Origin of the sequence: Enterococcus sp. DIV1537a, assembly GCF_051712085.1 — a bacterium.
GTDB classification, from domain to species: Bacteria; Bacillota; Bacilli; order Lactobacillales; family Enterococcaceae; genus Enterococcus; species Enterococcus faecalis.
Genome location: NZ_JBIOOE010000001.1, coordinates 485505 through 501939 on the forward strand (window position 1 = coordinate 485505; position 16435 = coordinate 501939).

A 16435-nucleotide genomic window follows, 5' to 3' on the forward strand; every position below is an offset into this window, starting at 1 on the left:
GATGATTGCGCTGAGCTTTTCTTGTTATAAGGTATTAAAGCAGGCGTGATTGTTTTTTTTGAGATAGAATACTTACTATAACGAACCTATCAAGGAGTGGACAAGAACATGAATTTTTATGGCATCGAGTATTTAAAAAGCCAATCTAATTTAAATGATTACTTAAAGTATTTTTTTATTTTTGCTTTGTTAATCGGGCTAGTCATTGTGTTTAGTTTTTATGTGCGACATCAAATTCAAACGAAATATCGTGAATTAAGTATTATTATTTTTTTATCATTATTATTTGTTTTAGGGGTTCAATATTCCAATTATCAACTGAACCAAAATCAGCATTCACAATCTTCACAAATGGTACATTTTGTCGAACAAGTGGCACAGGAAAAAAAGGTTTCTCCAGAAAAAGTTTATGTCAATGGTACACAATTGGCTGACGGAACCATAGTTAAAATTGACGAAGTCTTTTATAAAATGAGTTTAAGTACGGATCAGCAGTCTTATACATTACAAGAAACGTATTTATTAACACCAACGATTGAAATCATAAAGTAAAGTGAGGGAAAATTAATGCAGTTTTATAGTCCAATTATTATTAAATTTGCTTTAGGTATTATTTGTTTAATTGTCCAAATTAATTTGATGGGAAAAGGCAATTTGGCGCCCACATCGGCTATGGACCAAGTGCAAAACTATGTATTGGGGGGCATTATTGGTGGTGTTATTTATAATGATTCAATTACGGTGCTCCAATTTGTATTAGTGTTAATTTTGTGGACATTATTAGTCTTAATTTTAAAATTTGCAAAAGAACACAATCGCTATGTGAAGCAAATTGTGGATGGTAAACCCATTACTTTAATCAAGGATGGACAGGTTGTGGTGAAGGAATGTTTGAAAAATGGTATTTCTGCAAATGATCTAATGTTTAAATTACGAGCAAATGGTATTTATGAAGTCCAGCTTGTTAAACGGGCGGTTTTAGAACAAAATGGTCAATTAACAATCGTCGAATATGGCGATGAAAGTATTCGTTATCCGATTATTGTGGACGGTCAAGCCAACATGGATGTCCTAGAGTTAATCAAAAAAGATGAGCACTGGCTATTAACGCAAATCCAAGAACAAGGATTCCAAAGATTACAGGAAATCTATTTAGGTGAGTATTTATCTGGACAGTTAAGTTTATCGCCGTATGAAGAAAAAACGATTTCTTAGCTATACTTTTCATTCTACTTATATTAAAATTAAATGGTAATTCAATGAGTTTTAAAAGGAGGAAAAATGAAAACTAAAAAGATAGTTGTCGGGTTATTTTGTTCAATGATTATTTTAATGGGGTGCCAACCAGATCAACGAACTGAAAAAATGAAAGAAAGTACTGAATCAGAAGCAGTCCAAGTAACGAGTGGTGCCTCGGCAGCTACTAATGCCACTTCTGTAAAGCAGGAGGAGCAGACAAACACGAATGATCAACCGAAGGAGAGTGCTGCCAAAGTGAGTTATGAGCGTAATGGACATACCTTTGAAGTTGATGCTGTTTCTGGCGCTACAGTAGAAGCTAATAATGGACAATCAGGAATTAGTCCAGAAGAAAAAGCCCAGAAGATGTATTGGTCAGGTCGTCCAGAAATCGGAGAAGTTCAAGGGGATTATTATCATCATGAAGTCGTGTTTGATGGCGGCTATACGGCTTTAATTGATGTCGTTGTTAAGGATCAACAAATTCAGTTAGTGGAATTTGATGAACGTGGACCTAAAAACTATTATTCTGAAGAATGGGCAGGAGTGACAAAACGTTTATCCGGCTATGCAAATTTTCAAGCGAACAACGCCCGAACTGATCAATCGTTAGTGACCGTTGTTAATACGATGACTTTTCTAGAAAATCAAATGGTTACTGAAAATCGCCTAGATGGCGCATTCCAGACAGCCAAAGGTCAATCCAATAGCGCTAATAATGGCTATCTTCCTGCTGCTAGGGCTTTAGCCAAGGAAATCAAAGAACCTTCAAAAGAACATTATACAAGTCTAACAGAAGATTTTGGGAAGGGGATTTCTGGACGTTTAACTGTTATTACGTTAAAAGATTCAGGGAAAATAACCGATCTTCGTTATGATGAATATTTTGCAGATACAGAAGAAGAGATTAAAGACGCAAAACTGAAGGCTTATTCTCGCCAATCAAAATATTTTTCTAAAGATTATGCTCAAAAATCGGGGGAAAATTTCAAAAAAGAAGTAGATGACTTAAGAAAAAAAGCAATCGAGGAAAATAAATTAGTCAGTCCGACAAATGAGGAAGCCTGGTCGGAAAATTATCAAAGGCTTGTAAAAAAAATAACGTCACAATAAATTAAAAAAACTGCCAAAGTGGGGAAACTTCGGCAGTTTTTTTTAGTTTTCCATGAGGGAAACTTTTAATGGAACAGACACTTCGGTCACATGGTTTAACTCAATGATAGAAATTTCATCTGGGTCATAAGCCTCTTTAGGTAATCGTTTTAACAGTTTTGCTAAAATTTCTTTTACTTCTGTCGGACGAATGCGACGATTTTTATTCATAATCAGAACTTCCACATGGTGAGCTGCTTCTGAATAGACAGCGGTCGTGTTTCCTGCTGAGTAGACTTTTACAAAGTAAGCATCCGTGTTTTCCAATTGTTTATTTACTAATTGTTTGTAGCTATTGGTCACATTCACTAATTTCATTTTATCACCTCATTATAGTTGTGTGCTGCAAAAGAGCGTTTCCAATTATGTACAGGAGTTCCAGATTGAATTTTTTCTATGAGGAACAAGTATACGAATATCTTTCTTCTATTATAGTTTTTTTTGATGAAAATAAAAAGTGAAAAGCATAAAAAAATCCGCACGCATTGTTATTAATGCGTGCGGATTTTTGATTATTCTGCTTGGTCAGATGTTGAAGTTTCTGTTTTAGTCACTTCTTGTGCGCCAGTTACGATAATTTTACCTTCGTTATCTAACGCTGCGACTAATTGATGATTTTCAGGATGATCTAGATAGTATTCAGCAATGCCGTCTTCAATTTGTTCTTGAATTGTTCGACGTAAAGGACGAGCGCCCATTGCAGGATCATAACCTAAATCAACGAGTTTCTCTTTGACTTCTGTTGGAACCTCAATGTGTAATTTTTGTTTAGCTAATAAGCCATTTACTTCTTCTAACATCAAGCTGACAATGTTCATCAGGTTTTCTTTGCTTAATGCTTTGAATTCGATAATACCATCGAAACGGTTAAGGAATTCGGGAGTGAAGAAGTTGTTCAATTGACCTAAAACAGATTTAGTCACACCTTCACGGGCAGCGCCAAACCCAACGTTGGCTTCCACAGCTCCTGTTCCAGCATTACTTGTCATGATAATGATGGTGTCTTTAAAGCTGACTGTACGACCTTGTGCATCTGTTAAACGACCATCGTCGAGAATTTGTAAAAACATGTGTAAAACATCAGGATGCGCTTTTTCAATTTCATCCAATAAAATTAAACTATAAGGATTACGACGGACTTTTTCTGTGAGTTGTCCAGCTTCGTCATACCCAACATAGCCTGGAGGAGAACCAATCAGTTTAGAAACACTGTGTTTTTCCATATACTCACTCATATCAAAACGAACCATCGAATCTTCTGAACCGAATAGCTCAAAGGCTAATTGTTTTGCTAATTCTGTTTTACCAACGCCTGTTGGCCCTACAAATAAGAAGGAACCAATTGGGCGGTTTTGTTTGCCTAGGCCTACACGATTGCGACGAATCGCTTTAGCTACTTTATCGACGGCATCATCTTGTCCGACAACATGAGCTTTTAAGTCAACAGCTAAATTTTTCAATTGGGTTTGTTCTTTTTCTTTTAAGTCACCGACAGGAATGCCAGTTTTTTGTTCCACAATGGCTTCAATATCTTTTTCAGTGATGACGGGTGTTTCTTCATCGCTGATTTGTTTTTCTTTCATTGCTTGTAATTTATTGATTTGATCACGATAGTAAGCCGCTTTTTCAAAGTCTTCTTCTGTAGAAGCTTGTTGTTTTTGTTGTTCCGCTTCTGCTAATTTTTTATCAATTGTTTTTGGATCGACGAGTTGGATAGTTAGATTCATTTTTGAACCAGATTCATCTAACAAGTCAATCGCTTTATCTGGTAAAAAGCGATCTTGAATGTAACGATTGGATAAGTTTGCTGCTGCGTTAATCGCTTCATCTGTATATTTAACATGATGATAATCTTCATAACGTTTTTGCAAACCATGTAAAATCGTTATGGTTTCGGCAACGGTTGGCTCATCTACTTGGACTGGTTGCATCCGACGTTCTAAGGCAGCATCTTTTTCAATAATACGGTACTCATTTAAAGTTGTGGCACCGACTAATTGTAATTCACCACGTGCTAAGGCTGGTTTTAAAATATTGCCAGCATCCATGTTGCCATCACCAGCAGCACCAGCACCCACAATTTCATGGACTTCATCAATAAATAAAATGACATTTTCAGCTTCAGTGATTTCTTCAATCAATTTTTGCATCCGTTCTTCAAATTGTCCGCGAATACCAGTTCCTTGAACAAGTGAAACCACATCTAAACGAATGACTTCTTTGTCCAATAATTTTTGGGGCACATCGCCATCGACAATTTTTTGGGCTAAACCTTCGACAACGGCTGTTTTACCAACACCTGGTTCACCGATTAAAACGGGGTTGTTTTTTGTACGGCGATTTAAGATTTCAATGACACGCTTAATTTCTTGGTCACGTCCTACCACAGGATCGATATCTCCTTGGCGTGCCGCTTCGGTGATGTTAATCCCATACTCGCCTAGTAAACCTTGACCAGCGCCAGCGCCTCCGCGAGGGGGTTGACCTCCATTACCACCATCACCAAATTGAGTGGGTGGTGTTTGTTGTTCATAAGGATTACCTTGTTGCATTTGGCGAGAAAGAGAACGATATAAATCGTCTAAACTCCCAAAGCCAAAAGGGTCTTGTCCCATATTTTGAGGGGAATTATTTGCTTGATTTTTTAATTTTTGATAGCAGCTTTGGCAATAGTCCAGTTGTTTTCTTTGACCATTCACATTTGCATATAAATGAATTGTTGCTTCATTTTGTTGACAATTTTGACAAATCATTGAATGAAACACATCCTTTCAAAATAACTGAGGCCAGAAAAATAGCTGTTTGCTCTATTATTTCTAGTAAACAGACCATTTTTCCTCAAACCAGCCAAGTGCTAGATAGCAGGAATAAATTCTGTCTATAAAACCACTTGACCATTTTTGACCTTTGAAGTTATTATAGCATTTTTTGTAAGAGAATCAAGTAAAAGACCTTGTTTAAAAAAAGGCAAAGATTCGATTTTTTTACAGACAATTGCGCCATTTTCAAGTAAACTATAAGAGTTGATATTTAAGAGAAAGAGTGGTGAAATCAATGGCTGAAAATCCTTTTGTAGAAAAAATTGCTTCATTAAAAGCTGGAGAAATCTCTGAATTAATCGTGGAGCAAAATGAATTTTTCCAATTTCGTGATGCTTGGATTTCTTTGCCTGACCGCGCGGAAATTGTTGGAGAAGCGGGGTTAAATGGACGAATCATTTATCGTTACCAAAAAGAGGAAGAATAGTCAGTGCAAAACATCACGAAATTTAAGCAAAAAGTGTTGTGTAAGATAGAAAAAAATGGTAATCTTAGAAACTGAAAGGGTCTTTTTTCGAGTAGACGTTTGATTTTAGCGTATCAAGAAAGGAAAACCCTAACATAAAAATTTTTTATTTACGAAGGAGACCGATTTATATGGAAAAGAAAGAATTTCACATTGTAGCAGAAACAGGAATTCACGCACGTCCAGCTACTTTATTAGTACAAACTGCAAGCAAATTTAACTCAGATATTAACTTAGAATACAAAGGTAAATCTGTTAACTTAAAATCAATCATGGGCGTTATGTCTTTAGGCGTTGGTCAAGGTTCTGACGTAACAATCACTGTTGATGGTGCTGACGAAGCTGAAGGAATGGCAGCAATCGTTGAAACATTACAAAAAGAAGGATTGGCTGAATAATGTCTGAGATGCTAAAAGGGATTGCCGCAAGTGATGGCGTTGCTGTTGCTAAAGCTTACCTGCTAGTTCAACCTGACTTGTCTTTCAACAAAACTTCCGTAGAAGATACTGATGCAGAAGCAACTCGCTTAGACGATGCTTTAGCAAAATCTACTGAAGAGTTGCAAGCAATTCGCGACAAAGCAGCTCAAAGCCTTGGTGAAGCAGAAGCGCAAGTTTTCGATGCTCATTTAATGGTTTTATCTGACCCAGAAATGGTTGGTCAAATCAAACAAAATATCCAAGACAACAAAGTCAATGCAGAAGCTGCCTTGAAAGAAGTTACGGATATGTATATTGGTATGTTTGAAGCAATGGACGACAATGCTTACATGCAAGAGCGTGCAGCAGATATTCGTGACGTTGCCAAACGTATCTTAGCACATTTATTAGGTGTGACTCTTCCAAATCCTTCAATGATTAACGAAGAAGTAATCGTGGTTGCCCATGACTTAACACCTAGTGATACTGCACAATTAGACCGTACGTATGTTAAAGCCTTTGTTACAGACATCGGCGGACGTACTTCTCACTCAGCAATCATGGCTCGTTCGTTAGAAATCCCTGCAATCGTTGGTACAAAAGAAATTACTGACAAAGTAAAAGCAGGCGATATTTTAGCAGTGAACGGAATCATTGGGGATGTTATTATTGACCCAACAGATGCTGAAAAATCTGAATTTGAAGCAGAAGCAAAAGCTTATGCAGATCAAAAAGCAGAATGGGATAAACTAAAAAATGCAGAAACAGTGACAGCTGACGGCAAACATGTTGAGTTAGCTGCAAACATTGGTACACCAAAAGATTTAGAAGGCGTACACAAAAACGGCGGCGAAGCTGTTGGTTTATATCGTACAGAATTCTTATACATGGATTCATCTGACTTTCCAACTGAAGAGGACCAATACCAAGCGTATAAAGCAGTTCTTGAAGGAATGGAAGGAAAACCAGTTGTGGTTCGTACAATGGATATTGGTGGGGACAAAGAGCTTCCTTACCTAACATTACCACACGAAATGAACCCATTCTTAGGTTACCGTGCATTACGTATTAGCTTATCAGAACTAGGTGACGGCATGTTCCGTACACAAATGCGTGCATTATTACGTGCGTCTGTTCATGGTAACTTACGTATCATGTTCCCAATGGTTGCTACTTTGAAAGAATTTAGAGCAGCGAAAGCAATCTTTGAAGACGAAAAACAAAAATTAGTCAACGAAGGTGTTGAAGTTTCAAACGATATCCAAGTAGGTATTATGATTGAAATTCCAGCAGCTGCCGTATTAGCTGATAAATTTGCCAAAGAAGTAGACTTCTTTAGTGTTGGAACCAACGACTTAATCCAATACACAATGGCGGCAGACCGTATGAATGAACGCGTTTCTTACTTATACCAACCATACAACCCATCAATCTTACGTTTAATTAAAAATGTAATTGATGCAGCACACGCTGAAGGTAAATGGGCTGGTATGTGTGGTGAAATGGCGGGCGATCAAACAGCTGTTCCATTACTATTGGGTATGGGCTTAGATGAGTTCTCAATGAGTGCTACATCTATCCTTAAAACACGTAGCTTGATGAAACGTCTAGACACAACTAAAATGGCTGAACTTGCTGACCGCGCATTAAAAGAATGCGACACGATGGAAGAAGTCGTTGCATTAGTTGAAGAATATACAAAATAATTAAGCGATTATGAAAGCACATCGACAATTGTCGATGTGCTTTTTTATTGTTGCGATTCACGTATTTTTTTCTTGAAATAATAAATCGTGCTTCCCAAAATGAATAGAAAAACTAGCGTGATGCTAAACACCAGTTTCCAAGGGAAATTGGTGTGCTTTTCAGGTGGGAGGTTGACGGCGGTAGCATTGTATTTTTTAGCTTCTTTTTCTTGGATGACTAAGTGTTTTTCCCACGAATAGTCTTGATAGCCATCGTTTGCTTTGATTTTTACAGTATAATTTCCAGGAACAAAAGGTTGTTCCTTTAAGTCAATCCGATAATTAAAATTTGTATTAGGGGCCATTGTTAACGACTCTTGGTGATTTTCGTAGCGAGGTTTAGCTTCTTTTTCATAATATAAAGAGGCATCGACTTGTAATTTTTTAATCATAGCCGCTTGTTTGTTTTGGAGATTCATTAATACGCGGTTACGACCGTTAGCTTGATCGGTTTTTACTTCATTTAAAGATAATTTTGGCTGAACAGGTTCATCTGTTTCACTAAGTAAGACACCGACTACATAAGAAAAACGATTATTGATGGCCACGCCGTTTTCTGAGTGAGCAGGTTGTTCATCTGACTTTTGTTCAAAGTAGAGTCCTCCTAAAACATAACCATTAAATGGTTTTTCCGGTAAAGTAAGCTGACATTCAACAGTCTTGGTTGAGTGTTTAGGTAGGTAGATTTCTTTTGGTAATTGCGCAATCTCATTAAAGGTAAAAGGTGCAGATGGATCTTTTTTTGTTTCAGCATGAGAATAATCTGCCAAGCCATTATCATTAGTAATCGCTGTATTGGCTGAAGCTAGCACGGTAATGTCGTTGGCTGTTTGATTCGTTAGTTCGATTTGTAGCTTTTGTGTTTGGTTTGGAGCGACACGTAGATCAAAATAACTTGTCTCTTTGGTTCGTTGATTGTCGGGTAAAATGGCTTTTACAGAAAAAGTCATTTCGCTTGCTTCTACAGAATAAGAGCCAATAAAAAATAAAAAAATGATGACGCTAATAGCATGGAGCCATTTAAAAAGCTGCTGATTCATAGTGTGCACTCCTTTTTGACAATTTTTTATAAGAAGGTATTGCATGAAGTTGTTTCATGCAATACCTTGTTTGTTTTCTTTTAAAGTGGTGTATCATCCAAAATCCAAGTAAGCGTTGTTTTATATTGTTTAGCTGCAACTTTTTTCGTTGTCGCAGGAACAGTTAATTGAATGCCTTGAGCAGCGGTCGCTCCGTTACCAAAAGCTAATGTCCAAGTGCCCATTCCTGTTGAAAGAGCGGCAGTCGCCACAGGAGAAGTAGCGGCACCAGTTGGATCCAAGGTTACTGGGACCGTTAATGGCGCCAAAGAAAGTAACTGTGTTGAATTGGGTGTTGCTGCTAAAAAGGTCAAGGATGCATTATCCAAAACAGCGGGTGTTGAATCACTTGTAGCAAATTGCGCACTCTGTTTAACTGATAATTTCCAGCCAAGATTTAGACCACGTTTGTCAGTTACTTGAACATAGTTTGGCACGCTAATTAAATCGCCAGTACTATTTTGTACTTGGTCCAGTTGTGCCGAATAGATTGCTGTTCCGGCTTGAATTTGTTTTGATCCAAAATGGATATTTGAAACATAGTCAATACTAAGGGGTCCGGCTGTACCAGGTTGATGAGGATCAGCAGGATTAGGTGTCACAGGCTGAGAAGGGTTCGTCGGGTTGACAGGTGGCGTGACAGTATTATCAAGAGCAAACGTAATATCAGCGTTGGATTGAATAGAAGCGACTTGAGCTGCTTCAACTTTTGGACTATTTAAAAGCATAAGAGGCGTTGCAACGAACAAAATGCTTGAAATGCGCACGATCTTTTTCATTTTTTATTCCTTCTTTCTTGTTTATTTTTAACTTTTAAAAAAGCTAAATCCTAATTAGAGGGGTGTATCAGAAAGAATCCATTGTAATTCGGCAGTGTAAGATTCTTTGACCGTTAAATTAAGGTCAGGAGCAACGCTTAAAAAAAGTCCATTTTGTTGGTTCCAAGGAATTTCTACATTGTTATCGTCCGTTGCGGTGTATTGATAAACTTCGGTTGCTAAAGAGGAGAGAGGAAAATCACTACCATTTTTTCGATAAATGAAAGCTTGCTGGATCGTTTTATTTGTAGAAGTTGAATGCATGGGCTGACTCTCTCTTACCAACAAATGCCATGGTGTTTTTGCAACTCGACCATCGGCAATGAGGAAAGGAGCGCTGATAGTCGATGGTGAGTATATGGTTCGTTTGCTGGGGAAAGGTAAATTTTTAAAGGAAACTGTAGTTGGCATCTGCACAAAACGGAGGGTACCGTTTTTGATAGGTAAAGACTGTTCCTTAGTGATTGGCGTAATTGGCGTTCCGCCACCATCATTGCCAGTAACCGTGCTAGAAAATAAAAGAAATTGGTTTATCCATTCTTCTGTAACCGTTGCTGTATATTGTAAGGTGAATTGTGTATTGGCTTCCGTAAAATTATCTGCTGGCAGCGAATTATGATAACTCCAATACGGCAAACCAGTGGAACTATCAGTTAAAAGTTGAAGCCCAGCTATTGGCGTACTTAAACCTGCTGCTGATTGTTTTGTTAATGTAGCAGCTGAAAGTTGAGCCAGTCCTTTAGGCACCGTTGCTCGTAATTGCTGATTCATCCACGTTGCTGGTTGATTGGTTAAACGTGTGATTAACGTGAAACGAATGATTTGCCCACTTACGAGAGAGTTTGCAGCTTCCCAGAGCCCTTGTGCATTTTTCCGCTCAATGATTTGCGTGACCGTTAGTTGAGGCACAGGATAAGCAACTGTTTGAGAAACAGTAGAACTGGTTAACAAAGGGAGGCCAGTGCGATTGCTGAGACCTTGGACCCACAAGCTAACCGTTTCTCCCCCTTGGAAAGTGGGTAAATTAGCAAATTGAAAATGGCCATTGGAATCTAAGGACGTTGTGAAAATAGAACCACCATTTATTTGTACTTTAACTTGATAGGTTCCGTTAGATGCTTGAGAAGCTTTACCTGAAAGTTGAGTTGAGCCGGCATTAGCGACTACGTTTGTGACTGGTTGGATTGACCAATTGACACTTTGGTCAGCTGAGGGGCTGCTTTGAATATAGTCGGTTGACGTTTTTGAACGAGCAAAGACAATTGTAGAGAGCGTGTCGCCATATTCTAATGGTGAAGCTAACGATGTCGAGAAATTTCCGGCTGCATCGACAGAAATCCCTTTCACCACAATGGGGGTAGTGGTGCCATCATGGCGGTTCAAGGTTAATTGAACAGAGTAGTTATAGTTTGGGTCTTGTACTTGTTGAATGGTCCCTGTTACAGTAGTGTCCAGATGATTTGGTTGAGTTAGTTTGGCTGGTGTGACTTGAGGAACGGGATAATTACCTAAACTAAGTTGAGCTTTGCTAATTACGCCTGTTTTTGTATTGTTTCCAATAATAATATTAATTGCACCTAATCCAGTGCCGACATCTGTAAAGGTTCCTCGAATCGGATAGTCTTTGCCGTTAAGAGCAGGAGGGATTGAAATTCCTCGTTTATAAAGTGCGCCCACATCAAACGAAATGGCGGCAGACCATTTGGTTCCGGGAAGTAACACCAAGGTGCTACTTGGAAAAGTCAGATAAACAGAATGATAAGTGCTACTATAAGAGAGGCTGACGCCGTTAGTTGAACTGTGAATATCTTGAGTGGCTGTTCCTGGATAACTGACAGTCCCTGTTAAAAGAGTCAGAAAATCTTGTTGCTTTAGAGTGTCGTTATCTAACTGGCTTGAAATTTCTGTAGGAAGTTGAATAGCAATAATCGGTCGATCATTAATTGCTAAGCCGATAAGTGTCACACTGTATTCATACGAAAGTGTGATAATATCTTGGTTATACGTTCCCGTGCTTAAGGTACTTTTTAAGGTGCTATTACCAACAGAAACACTAGCTGGCGTAGGTGCCATAGGTTCATCGTTTTCAGAGGAAGCATGGGTTTGCTCGGTTTCTTGTTCCACGATATCGGTTGCTTGAGTTGTTTGTTGTTCTGTTGAAACTGAAGTAAATGTTTCACTAAAAGTAGAGGCGTGAGTTGTAGGGTTCAGTGTTTCAGAATGAGCTATCAAAGGTTGAGTCAGCGATAAAAAAAGCCATGATATGATGCAAGAAAAGATTCCACATACGAACTTATTCAAAACCATCCTCTCCTTTTTTGATATTATATGTATAATGACGAAAATATATAATGCGTAAATATTGAGTACATACATTCTATAATGGGCCATTCATAAAGTAAAGCGATTACATCCGATGGTGAACAAGATATTTTGTTCACAATCTTTTAGGAGTTTAAGAAGGAAATTTCTCGAAATTCTATGCTTTTTTAATCCGAAAAAATTAAAAAACTGATAGTTTGCTAAAAATCGAGTCTTTCTTTCACTTCTTAGCACTTAAAATATTTACATTTTCCTAGGGATAGTGTACTATTTAAAGGTATGCATAAATAAAGTTTGATGTATAAAATTAAATGTTATTCGGAGGGAAACAAATGTCTGCGAAATGGGAAAAAAAAGGCACTAATGATGGTGTATTAACTTTTTCAATCGAACAAGCAGTAATCGAAAAAGGATTAACGCAAGCGTTCAATAAAGTGAAAAAAAACTTAAACGTACCTGGTTTCCGTAAAGGAAAAGTATCACGTACTGTTTTTAACCGTATGTATGGAGAAGAAGCGTTATACGAAGATGCGTTAAACGCTGTTTTACCAGAAGCATATGAAGCGGCTGTATTAGAAGCAGGAATTGAACCAGTAGCACAACCAAAAATTGATGTTGAAAGCATGAATAAAGGGGAAGACTGGGTTATCACTGCTGAAGTAACTGTAAAACCTGAAGTAAAATTAGGCGAATACAAAAACTTAACAGTGTCTAAACAAGACCGTGAAGTAACAGATGAAGACGTGGAAGCACGTTTGAAACGCGAACAAGAATCTCAAGCTGAATTAGTAATCAAAGAAGATGCCGCTGCTGAAAATGGCGACACTGTAGTTATCGACTTTGAAGGCTTCTTAGGCGACGAAGCATTTGAAGGCGGCAAAGGCGAAAATTACTCATTAGAATTAGGTTCTAATTCATTTATTCCAGGCTTTGAAGACCAATTAGTTGGCAAAAAAGCTGGCGAAGAAGTAGAAGTAAACGTTACTTTCCCTGAAGATTACCAAGCAGAAGATTTAGCTGGTAAAGAAGCAGTCTTCAAAGTAACTGTTCATGAAGTAAAAGCAAAAGAATTACCAGAATTGGATGATGAATTTGCAAAAGACGTTGACGATTCAGTAGAATCATTAGACGAATTAAAAGAAAAATTCCGTAAAGAATTGACAGAAGCAAAAGAAGCAGCAGCTGAAGAAGCAAAAGACGAAGAAGCAATTCGTTTAGCTGTTGAAAATGCTGAAATCGTTGAATTACCACACGTAATGGTTCACGACGAAGTTCACCGTTCAATGGATGAATTCTTAAACAACATGCAACGCCAAGGAATTTCTCCTGAAATGTACTACCAATTAACTGGTTCTACAGAAGAAGATTTACACAAACAATTTGAAGGCGAAGCAGAAACACGCACAAAAACAAACTTAGTGATTGAAGCAGTTGCCAAAGCTGAAAACATCGAAGTAACACAAGAAGACATCGATGCTGAAGTGAAAGATTTAGCAGAACAATACAACATGCCTGAAGCGCAAGTACGTAAAGTATTAAACAACGACATGTTAGAACACGATATTCGTATGAAACGTGCTGTTGAAACAATTACTGAAACAGCTGTTGAAAAATAAACATTTTTAATAAGCTCTTCATTCGATAGAGTTTTCTAAAACTGTAGATGGAAGGTGTCTTTCATCTACAGTTTTTTTCATATAAAATAACTTTTGAAAGGGTGTGTCAAAATGGATAAAAATTATTCGAAAATTAAATATGGATTAGTGGTGTTTGGCATCTTATGCTTGACGTACAATCTCTGGGAATTTTTTACGGCTAAGTATTCAACAAAACAAGGTGTGACGTTCGTTATCGAATGTTTACTTGGAATTGGTCTAATCTTTTTACCGGATCTTGTCAATAAATTTTTAAAAATTATTATGCCACCGACTATCGTTTATTTTTACTGGTTTTTCTTATTTATTTCAGTATTCCTAGGAACCTCGTTGCATATGATTTCAATCATTTCGTTCTGGGATAAAATTTTACACTTTGTTAGTCCGATGCTGTTAACTGCTGTGGGTTATGGTATTGCTGGTTTCCTATTGAAGAAAACGAAGTACGCCGATGTTTCCCCGTGGTTGTTTTTATTATTTGGGTTTGCATTTGCAGGGCTTTGTGGCGTCTTCTGGGAATTCTGGGAATTTATCTGCGATTCACTAGGGAACATGAACTTACAACGCTATAATATGTCCAACGGCCAACCATTTATTGGGCGTGCTGCTTTAATGGATACGATGGGGGATTTATTTACCAATACCCTTGGGGCCTTTGTGATGGGCGTGTACACGTATATCAGAAGCAAAGGAAATCCTGAGTATTTAGAAAATTATGCGATAAAGAGAAAATAATAATAAAAAAGCGATTCAACCATGGTTGAATCGCTTTTTTGCTGTTTTTTTAAGCAGGTACTTCGACAGGTTTTTTCAAAAGTCCGTAGACAATTCCTGAAATAATCGCCCCAATTAAGATGAACAATAGATATAGTAATGGATTACTTAATAGGAAGACGACGAAGATTCCTCCATGTGGTGCCAATAATTTGATACCAAACGCACCAACCAACGCACCAGTAAAGGCAGAACCTACCACGAAACTTGGAATCACACGTAATGGGTCAGCTGCTGCAAAAGGAATTGCCCCTTCAGTGACAAAAGAAAGGCCCATTACAATATTGGTTAAGCCGGCATCTTGTTGATCTTTTGTAAATTTATTTTTAAATAAACGAGTTGCTACGAAAATTGCTAATGGAGGAACCATTCCGCCAGCCATTACAGAAGCCATGACCACGCTGCCACCTTCTGCAACAGTACTTGCTAGCGTAGCTGTACCGAAAACATAAGCAGCTTTGTTAACTGGTCCACCTAAGTCGATGGCCATCATACCAGCTAATAAGGCACCAAGTAAAGCTGCATTTGTGCCATCTAAGCCAAGTAGGAAATGATTTAACGCATCATTAATTGCTTTCATTGGGATGTTAATGACTAACATTAATAAGCCTGTAATAATCAAACCAAAAACTGGATAGAATAAAATGGTTTTAATTCCATCTAATGATTTTGGCAAGCCTTTGAAAACTTTACGTAAAAGAACCACTACATAACCAGCTAAGAAACCACCGATTAGGGCCCCAAGGAACCCAGCTCCTCCGGCGTTTGCTAATGCACCAGCCGCGAAACCAGCAACTAAGCCTGGACGATCCCCAATACTAGAAGCAATAAAACCAGCTAAGACAGGTAACATAAAGCCAAATGCTGCGCCACCAATTTGGTTAAACCAGCTAGCTACGTCATTGTAATTCCCTAAATTGGCTAATTGATCTTGAGGAACCCCGATAAATTGATCAATCATAAAGGAAAGAGCAATGGCAATTCCGCCACCAATAACGAAAGGTAACATATGAGAAACACCATTCATTAAATCTTTATAGATACGAGAACCGATTGAACCTTCCGCTGAATCCTCTTGATCGCTTGCAGCCGAGTCACTGCCATGGAAAGTAGGAGCTTCACCACTAATGGCTAAGTTAATTAGTTCTTCGGTTTTACGAATTCCATCACTGACGGGACGATTGACTAATTTTTTACCATCAAATCGATTCATTTCTACTTTTTTATCGGCTGCGACAATCACGCCATCAGCACGAGCAATATCTTCAGCAGTTAAACGATTTTTAATTCCTTCTGAACCGTTTGTTTCTACTTTAATGTCTACGCCCATTTCTTTTGCTTTTTTCTTCAGCGCATCTTCAGCCATGTAAGTATGAGCAATTCCTGTAGGACAAGCAGTCACAGCAATAATATATTTACGATTGCTTTCTGGTGCTGGCGTTGTTTGTTCTTGTTCTGCTTTTTCTTCCGCTTCTTTTTGATCTTCTGCTGCTTGGAAAAGAGCTTGTACTGCTTCTGGAGTTTCCGCTTCTTTCAATTTGCCAACAAAGTCTGGATCGATAAGTAATCGAGAAAGGGCCGCAAGCGCTTGGAGATGTGTATCATTAGCGCCTTCTGGGGCAGCAATCATGAAGAATAGATAAGTAGGTTGTCCATCTAGTGCTTCATAATCAACACCTTTTTTACTTTTAGCGAAAAGAACTGTCGGTTCTTTTACGGCACTATTTTTTGCGTGAGGCATAGCGATACCGTCGCCTAAACCAGTTGATGTTTGTGCTTCGCGTTTTAAAATTCCTTCTTTGTAAGTGTCAATGTCAGAGATGCGGCCACCATCGTATAATTTTTGGATCATTTCATCAATCGCGCCTTTTTTATCAGTAGCTTGTAAATCCATAATCATGACATCTTTTATTAATAAATCATTAATGTTCACTCTATTTTCCTCCC

General features: G+C 38.0%; 14 protein-coding genes. 8 read left to right on the forward strand and 6 right to left on the reverse strand.

The window, feature by feature from the left end; all coding sequences use genetic code 11:
• Window positions 1-108: 108 nt before the first annotated feature.
• The 3 genes from IGJ41_RS02530 to IGJ41_RS02540 all read left to right on the forward strand — a co-directional run bounded on the left by IGJ41_RS02530 (window position 109) and on the right by IGJ41_RS02540 (window position 2352).
• Window positions 109-552 (forward strand): DUF3290 domain-containing protein, encoded by a 444-nt coding sequence (locus IGJ41_RS02530; RefSeq protein WP_002355544.1) that lies wholly within the window; start codon window positions 109-111, stop codon window positions 550-552.
• A gap of 15 nt (window positions 553-567) precedes the next feature.
• Window positions 568-1215 carry a DUF421 domain-containing protein gene (locus IGJ41_RS02535; protein WP_002355545.1) on the forward strand — a complete coding sequence of 216 codons (648 nt, stop codon included), beginning with the start codon at window positions 568-570 and terminating at the stop codon, window positions 1213-1215.
• 66 nt (window positions 1216-1281) lie between these two features.
• Window positions 1282-2352, forward strand: a complete 1071-nt coding sequence (locus IGJ41_RS02540) for a hypothetical protein (protein ID WP_010774506.1) — start codon at window positions 1282-1284, stop codon at window positions 2350-2352.
• Window positions 2353-2394: 42 nt separating this feature from the next.
• Here IGJ41_RS02540 and IGJ41_RS02545 read toward each other — a convergent pair whose 3' ends face one another.
• Together IGJ41_RS02545 and IGJ41_RS02550 are read right to left on the reverse strand one after the other, a co-directional pair.
• Entirely contained in the window at window positions 2395-2709 is a 315-nt protein-coding gene (locus IGJ41_RS02545) for a DUF1827 family protein (protein ID WP_002355547.1), read from the reverse strand.
• 194 nt (window positions 2710-2903) lie between these two features.
• Window positions 2904-5144 carry an AAA family ATPase gene (locus IGJ41_RS02550; RefSeq protein WP_438713817.1) on the reverse strand — a complete coding sequence of 747 codons (2241 nt, stop codon included), beginning with the start codon at window positions 5142-5144 and terminating at the stop codon, window positions 2904-2906.
• Between the two features lie 301 nt (window positions 5145-5445).
• On the opposite strand from IGJ41_RS02550, the gene IGJ41_RS02555 reads away from it, so the two are divergent.
• From IGJ41_RS02555 to ptsP, 3 genes are all read left to right on the forward strand, one after another.
• Window positions 5446-5637, forward strand: a complete 192-nt coding sequence (locus tag IGJ41_RS02555; protein WP_002366170.1) for a hypothetical protein — start codon at window positions 5446-5448, stop codon at window positions 5635-5637.
• A 170-nt stretch (window positions 5638-5807) separates the two neighbouring features.
• Window positions 5808-6074 (forward strand): phosphocarrier protein HPr, encoded by a 267-nt coding sequence (locus tag IGJ41_RS02560; RefSeq protein WP_002355551.1) that lies wholly within the window; start codon window positions 5808-5810, stop codon window positions 6072-6074.
• A complete protein-coding gene (gene ptsP, locus IGJ41_RS02565; RefSeq protein WP_002361251.1) occupies window positions 6074-7801 on the forward strand; it encodes a phosphoenolpyruvate--protein phosphotransferase in 1728 nt (575 codons plus the stop codon). The genes IGJ41_RS02560 and ptsP overlap by 1 nt, the downstream gene beginning before the upstream one ends.
• Window positions 7802-7845: 44 nt before the next feature.
• On the opposite strand, the gene IGJ41_RS02570 is transcribed toward ptsP, so the two are convergent.
• Genes IGJ41_RS02570 through IGJ41_RS02580 form a run of 3 tightly spaced genes read right to left on the reverse strand, consistent with a single transcriptional unit; the run spans window position 7846 to window position 12128 of the window.
• Window positions 7846-8925, reverse strand: a complete 1080-nt coding sequence (locus IGJ41_RS02570) for a DUF916 and DUF3324 domain-containing protein (RefSeq protein ID WP_162783042.1) — start codon at window positions 8923-8925, stop codon at window positions 7846-7848.
• A 35-nt stretch (window positions 8926-8960) separates the two neighbouring features.
• Window positions 8961-9698 carry a WxL domain-containing protein gene (locus IGJ41_RS02575; protein ID WP_002382990.1) on the reverse strand — a complete coding sequence of 246 codons (738 nt, stop codon included), beginning with the start codon at window positions 9696-9698 and terminating at the stop codon, window positions 8961-8963.
• A gap of 54 nt (window positions 9699-9752) precedes the next feature.
• On the reverse strand, window positions 9753-12128 hold the full coding sequence (locus IGJ41_RS02580) for a hypothetical protein (protein ID WP_289855534.1): 2376 nt from the start codon (window positions 12126-12128) through the stop codon (window positions 9753-9755).
• 263 nt (window positions 12129-12391) lie between these two features.
• Between IGJ41_RS02580 and tig the strand changes: the two genes are divergently transcribed.
• Window positions 12392-13675 (forward strand): trigger factor, encoded by a 1284-nt coding sequence (gene tig, locus IGJ41_RS02585; protein ID WP_002355556.1) that lies wholly within the window; start codon window positions 12392-12394, stop codon window positions 13673-13675.
• Between the two features lie 111 nt (window positions 13676-13786).
• Window positions 13787-14449, forward strand: coding sequence for a hypothetical protein (locus IGJ41_RS02590; RefSeq protein ID WP_002366175.1), 663 nt, complete (start codon window positions 13787-13789; stop codon window positions 14447-14449).
• A 49-nt stretch (window positions 14450-14498) separates the two neighbouring features.
• Here IGJ41_RS02590 and IGJ41_RS02595 read toward each other — a convergent pair whose 3' ends face one another.
• Window positions 14499-16421 carry a PTS fructose transporter subunit IIABC gene (locus IGJ41_RS02595; RefSeq protein ID WP_104855776.1) on the reverse strand — a complete coding sequence of 641 codons (1923 nt, stop codon included), beginning with the start codon at window positions 16419-16421 and terminating at the stop codon, window positions 14499-14501.
• Window positions 16422-16435 lie beyond the last annotated feature (14 nt).

Bases quoted from the DNA above. Each gene is read 5' to 3' on its own strand.
- IGJ41_RS02530 (WP_002355544.1), top strand. From the start codon at position 109: ATGAATTTTTATGGCATCGAGTATTTAAAAAGCCAATCTAATTTAAAT.
- IGJ41_RS02535 (WP_002355545.1), top strand. From the start codon at position 568: ATGCAGTTTTATAGTCCAATTATTATTAAATTTGCTTTAGGTATTATT.
- IGJ41_RS02540 (WP_010774506.1), top strand. From the start codon at position 1,282: ATGAAAACTAAAAAGATAGTTGTCGGGTTATTTTGTTCAATGATTATT.
- IGJ41_RS02545 (WP_002355547.1), bottom strand. From the start codon at position 2,709: ATGAAATTAGTGAATGTGACCAATAGCTACAAACAATTAGTAAATAAA.
- IGJ41_RS02550 (WP_438713817.1), bottom strand. From the start codon at position 5,144: ATGATTTGTCAAAATTGTCAACAAAATGAAGCAACAATTCATTTATAT.
- IGJ41_RS02555 (WP_002366170.1), top strand. From the start codon at position 5,446: ATGGCTGAAAATCCTTTTGTAGAAAAAATTGCTTCATTAAAAGCTGGA.
- IGJ41_RS02560 (WP_002355551.1), top strand. From the start codon at position 5,808: ATGGAAAAGAAAGAATTTCACATTGTAGCAGAAACAGGAATTCACGCA.
- ptsP (WP_002361251.1), top strand. From the start codon at position 6,074: ATGTCTGAGATGCTAAAAGGGATTGCCGCAAGTGATGGCGTTGCTGTT.
- IGJ41_RS02570 (WP_162783042.1), bottom strand. From the start codon at position 8,925: ATGCAATACCTTCTTATAAAAAATTGTCAAAAAGGAGTGCACACTATG.
- IGJ41_RS02575 (WP_002382990.1), bottom strand. From the start codon at position 9,698: ATGAAAAAGATCGTGCGCATTTCAAGCATTTTGTTCGTTGCAACGCCT.
- IGJ41_RS02580 (WP_289855534.1), bottom strand. From the start codon at position 12,128: ATGGCCCATTATAGAATGTATGTACTCAATATTTACGCATTATATATT.
- tig (WP_002355556.1), top strand. From the start codon at position 12,392: ATGTCTGCGAAATGGGAAAAAAAAGGCACTAATGATGGTGTATTAACT.
- IGJ41_RS02590 (WP_002366175.1), top strand. From the start codon at position 13,787: ATGGATAAAAATTATTCGAAAATTAAATATGGATTAGTGGTGTTTGGC.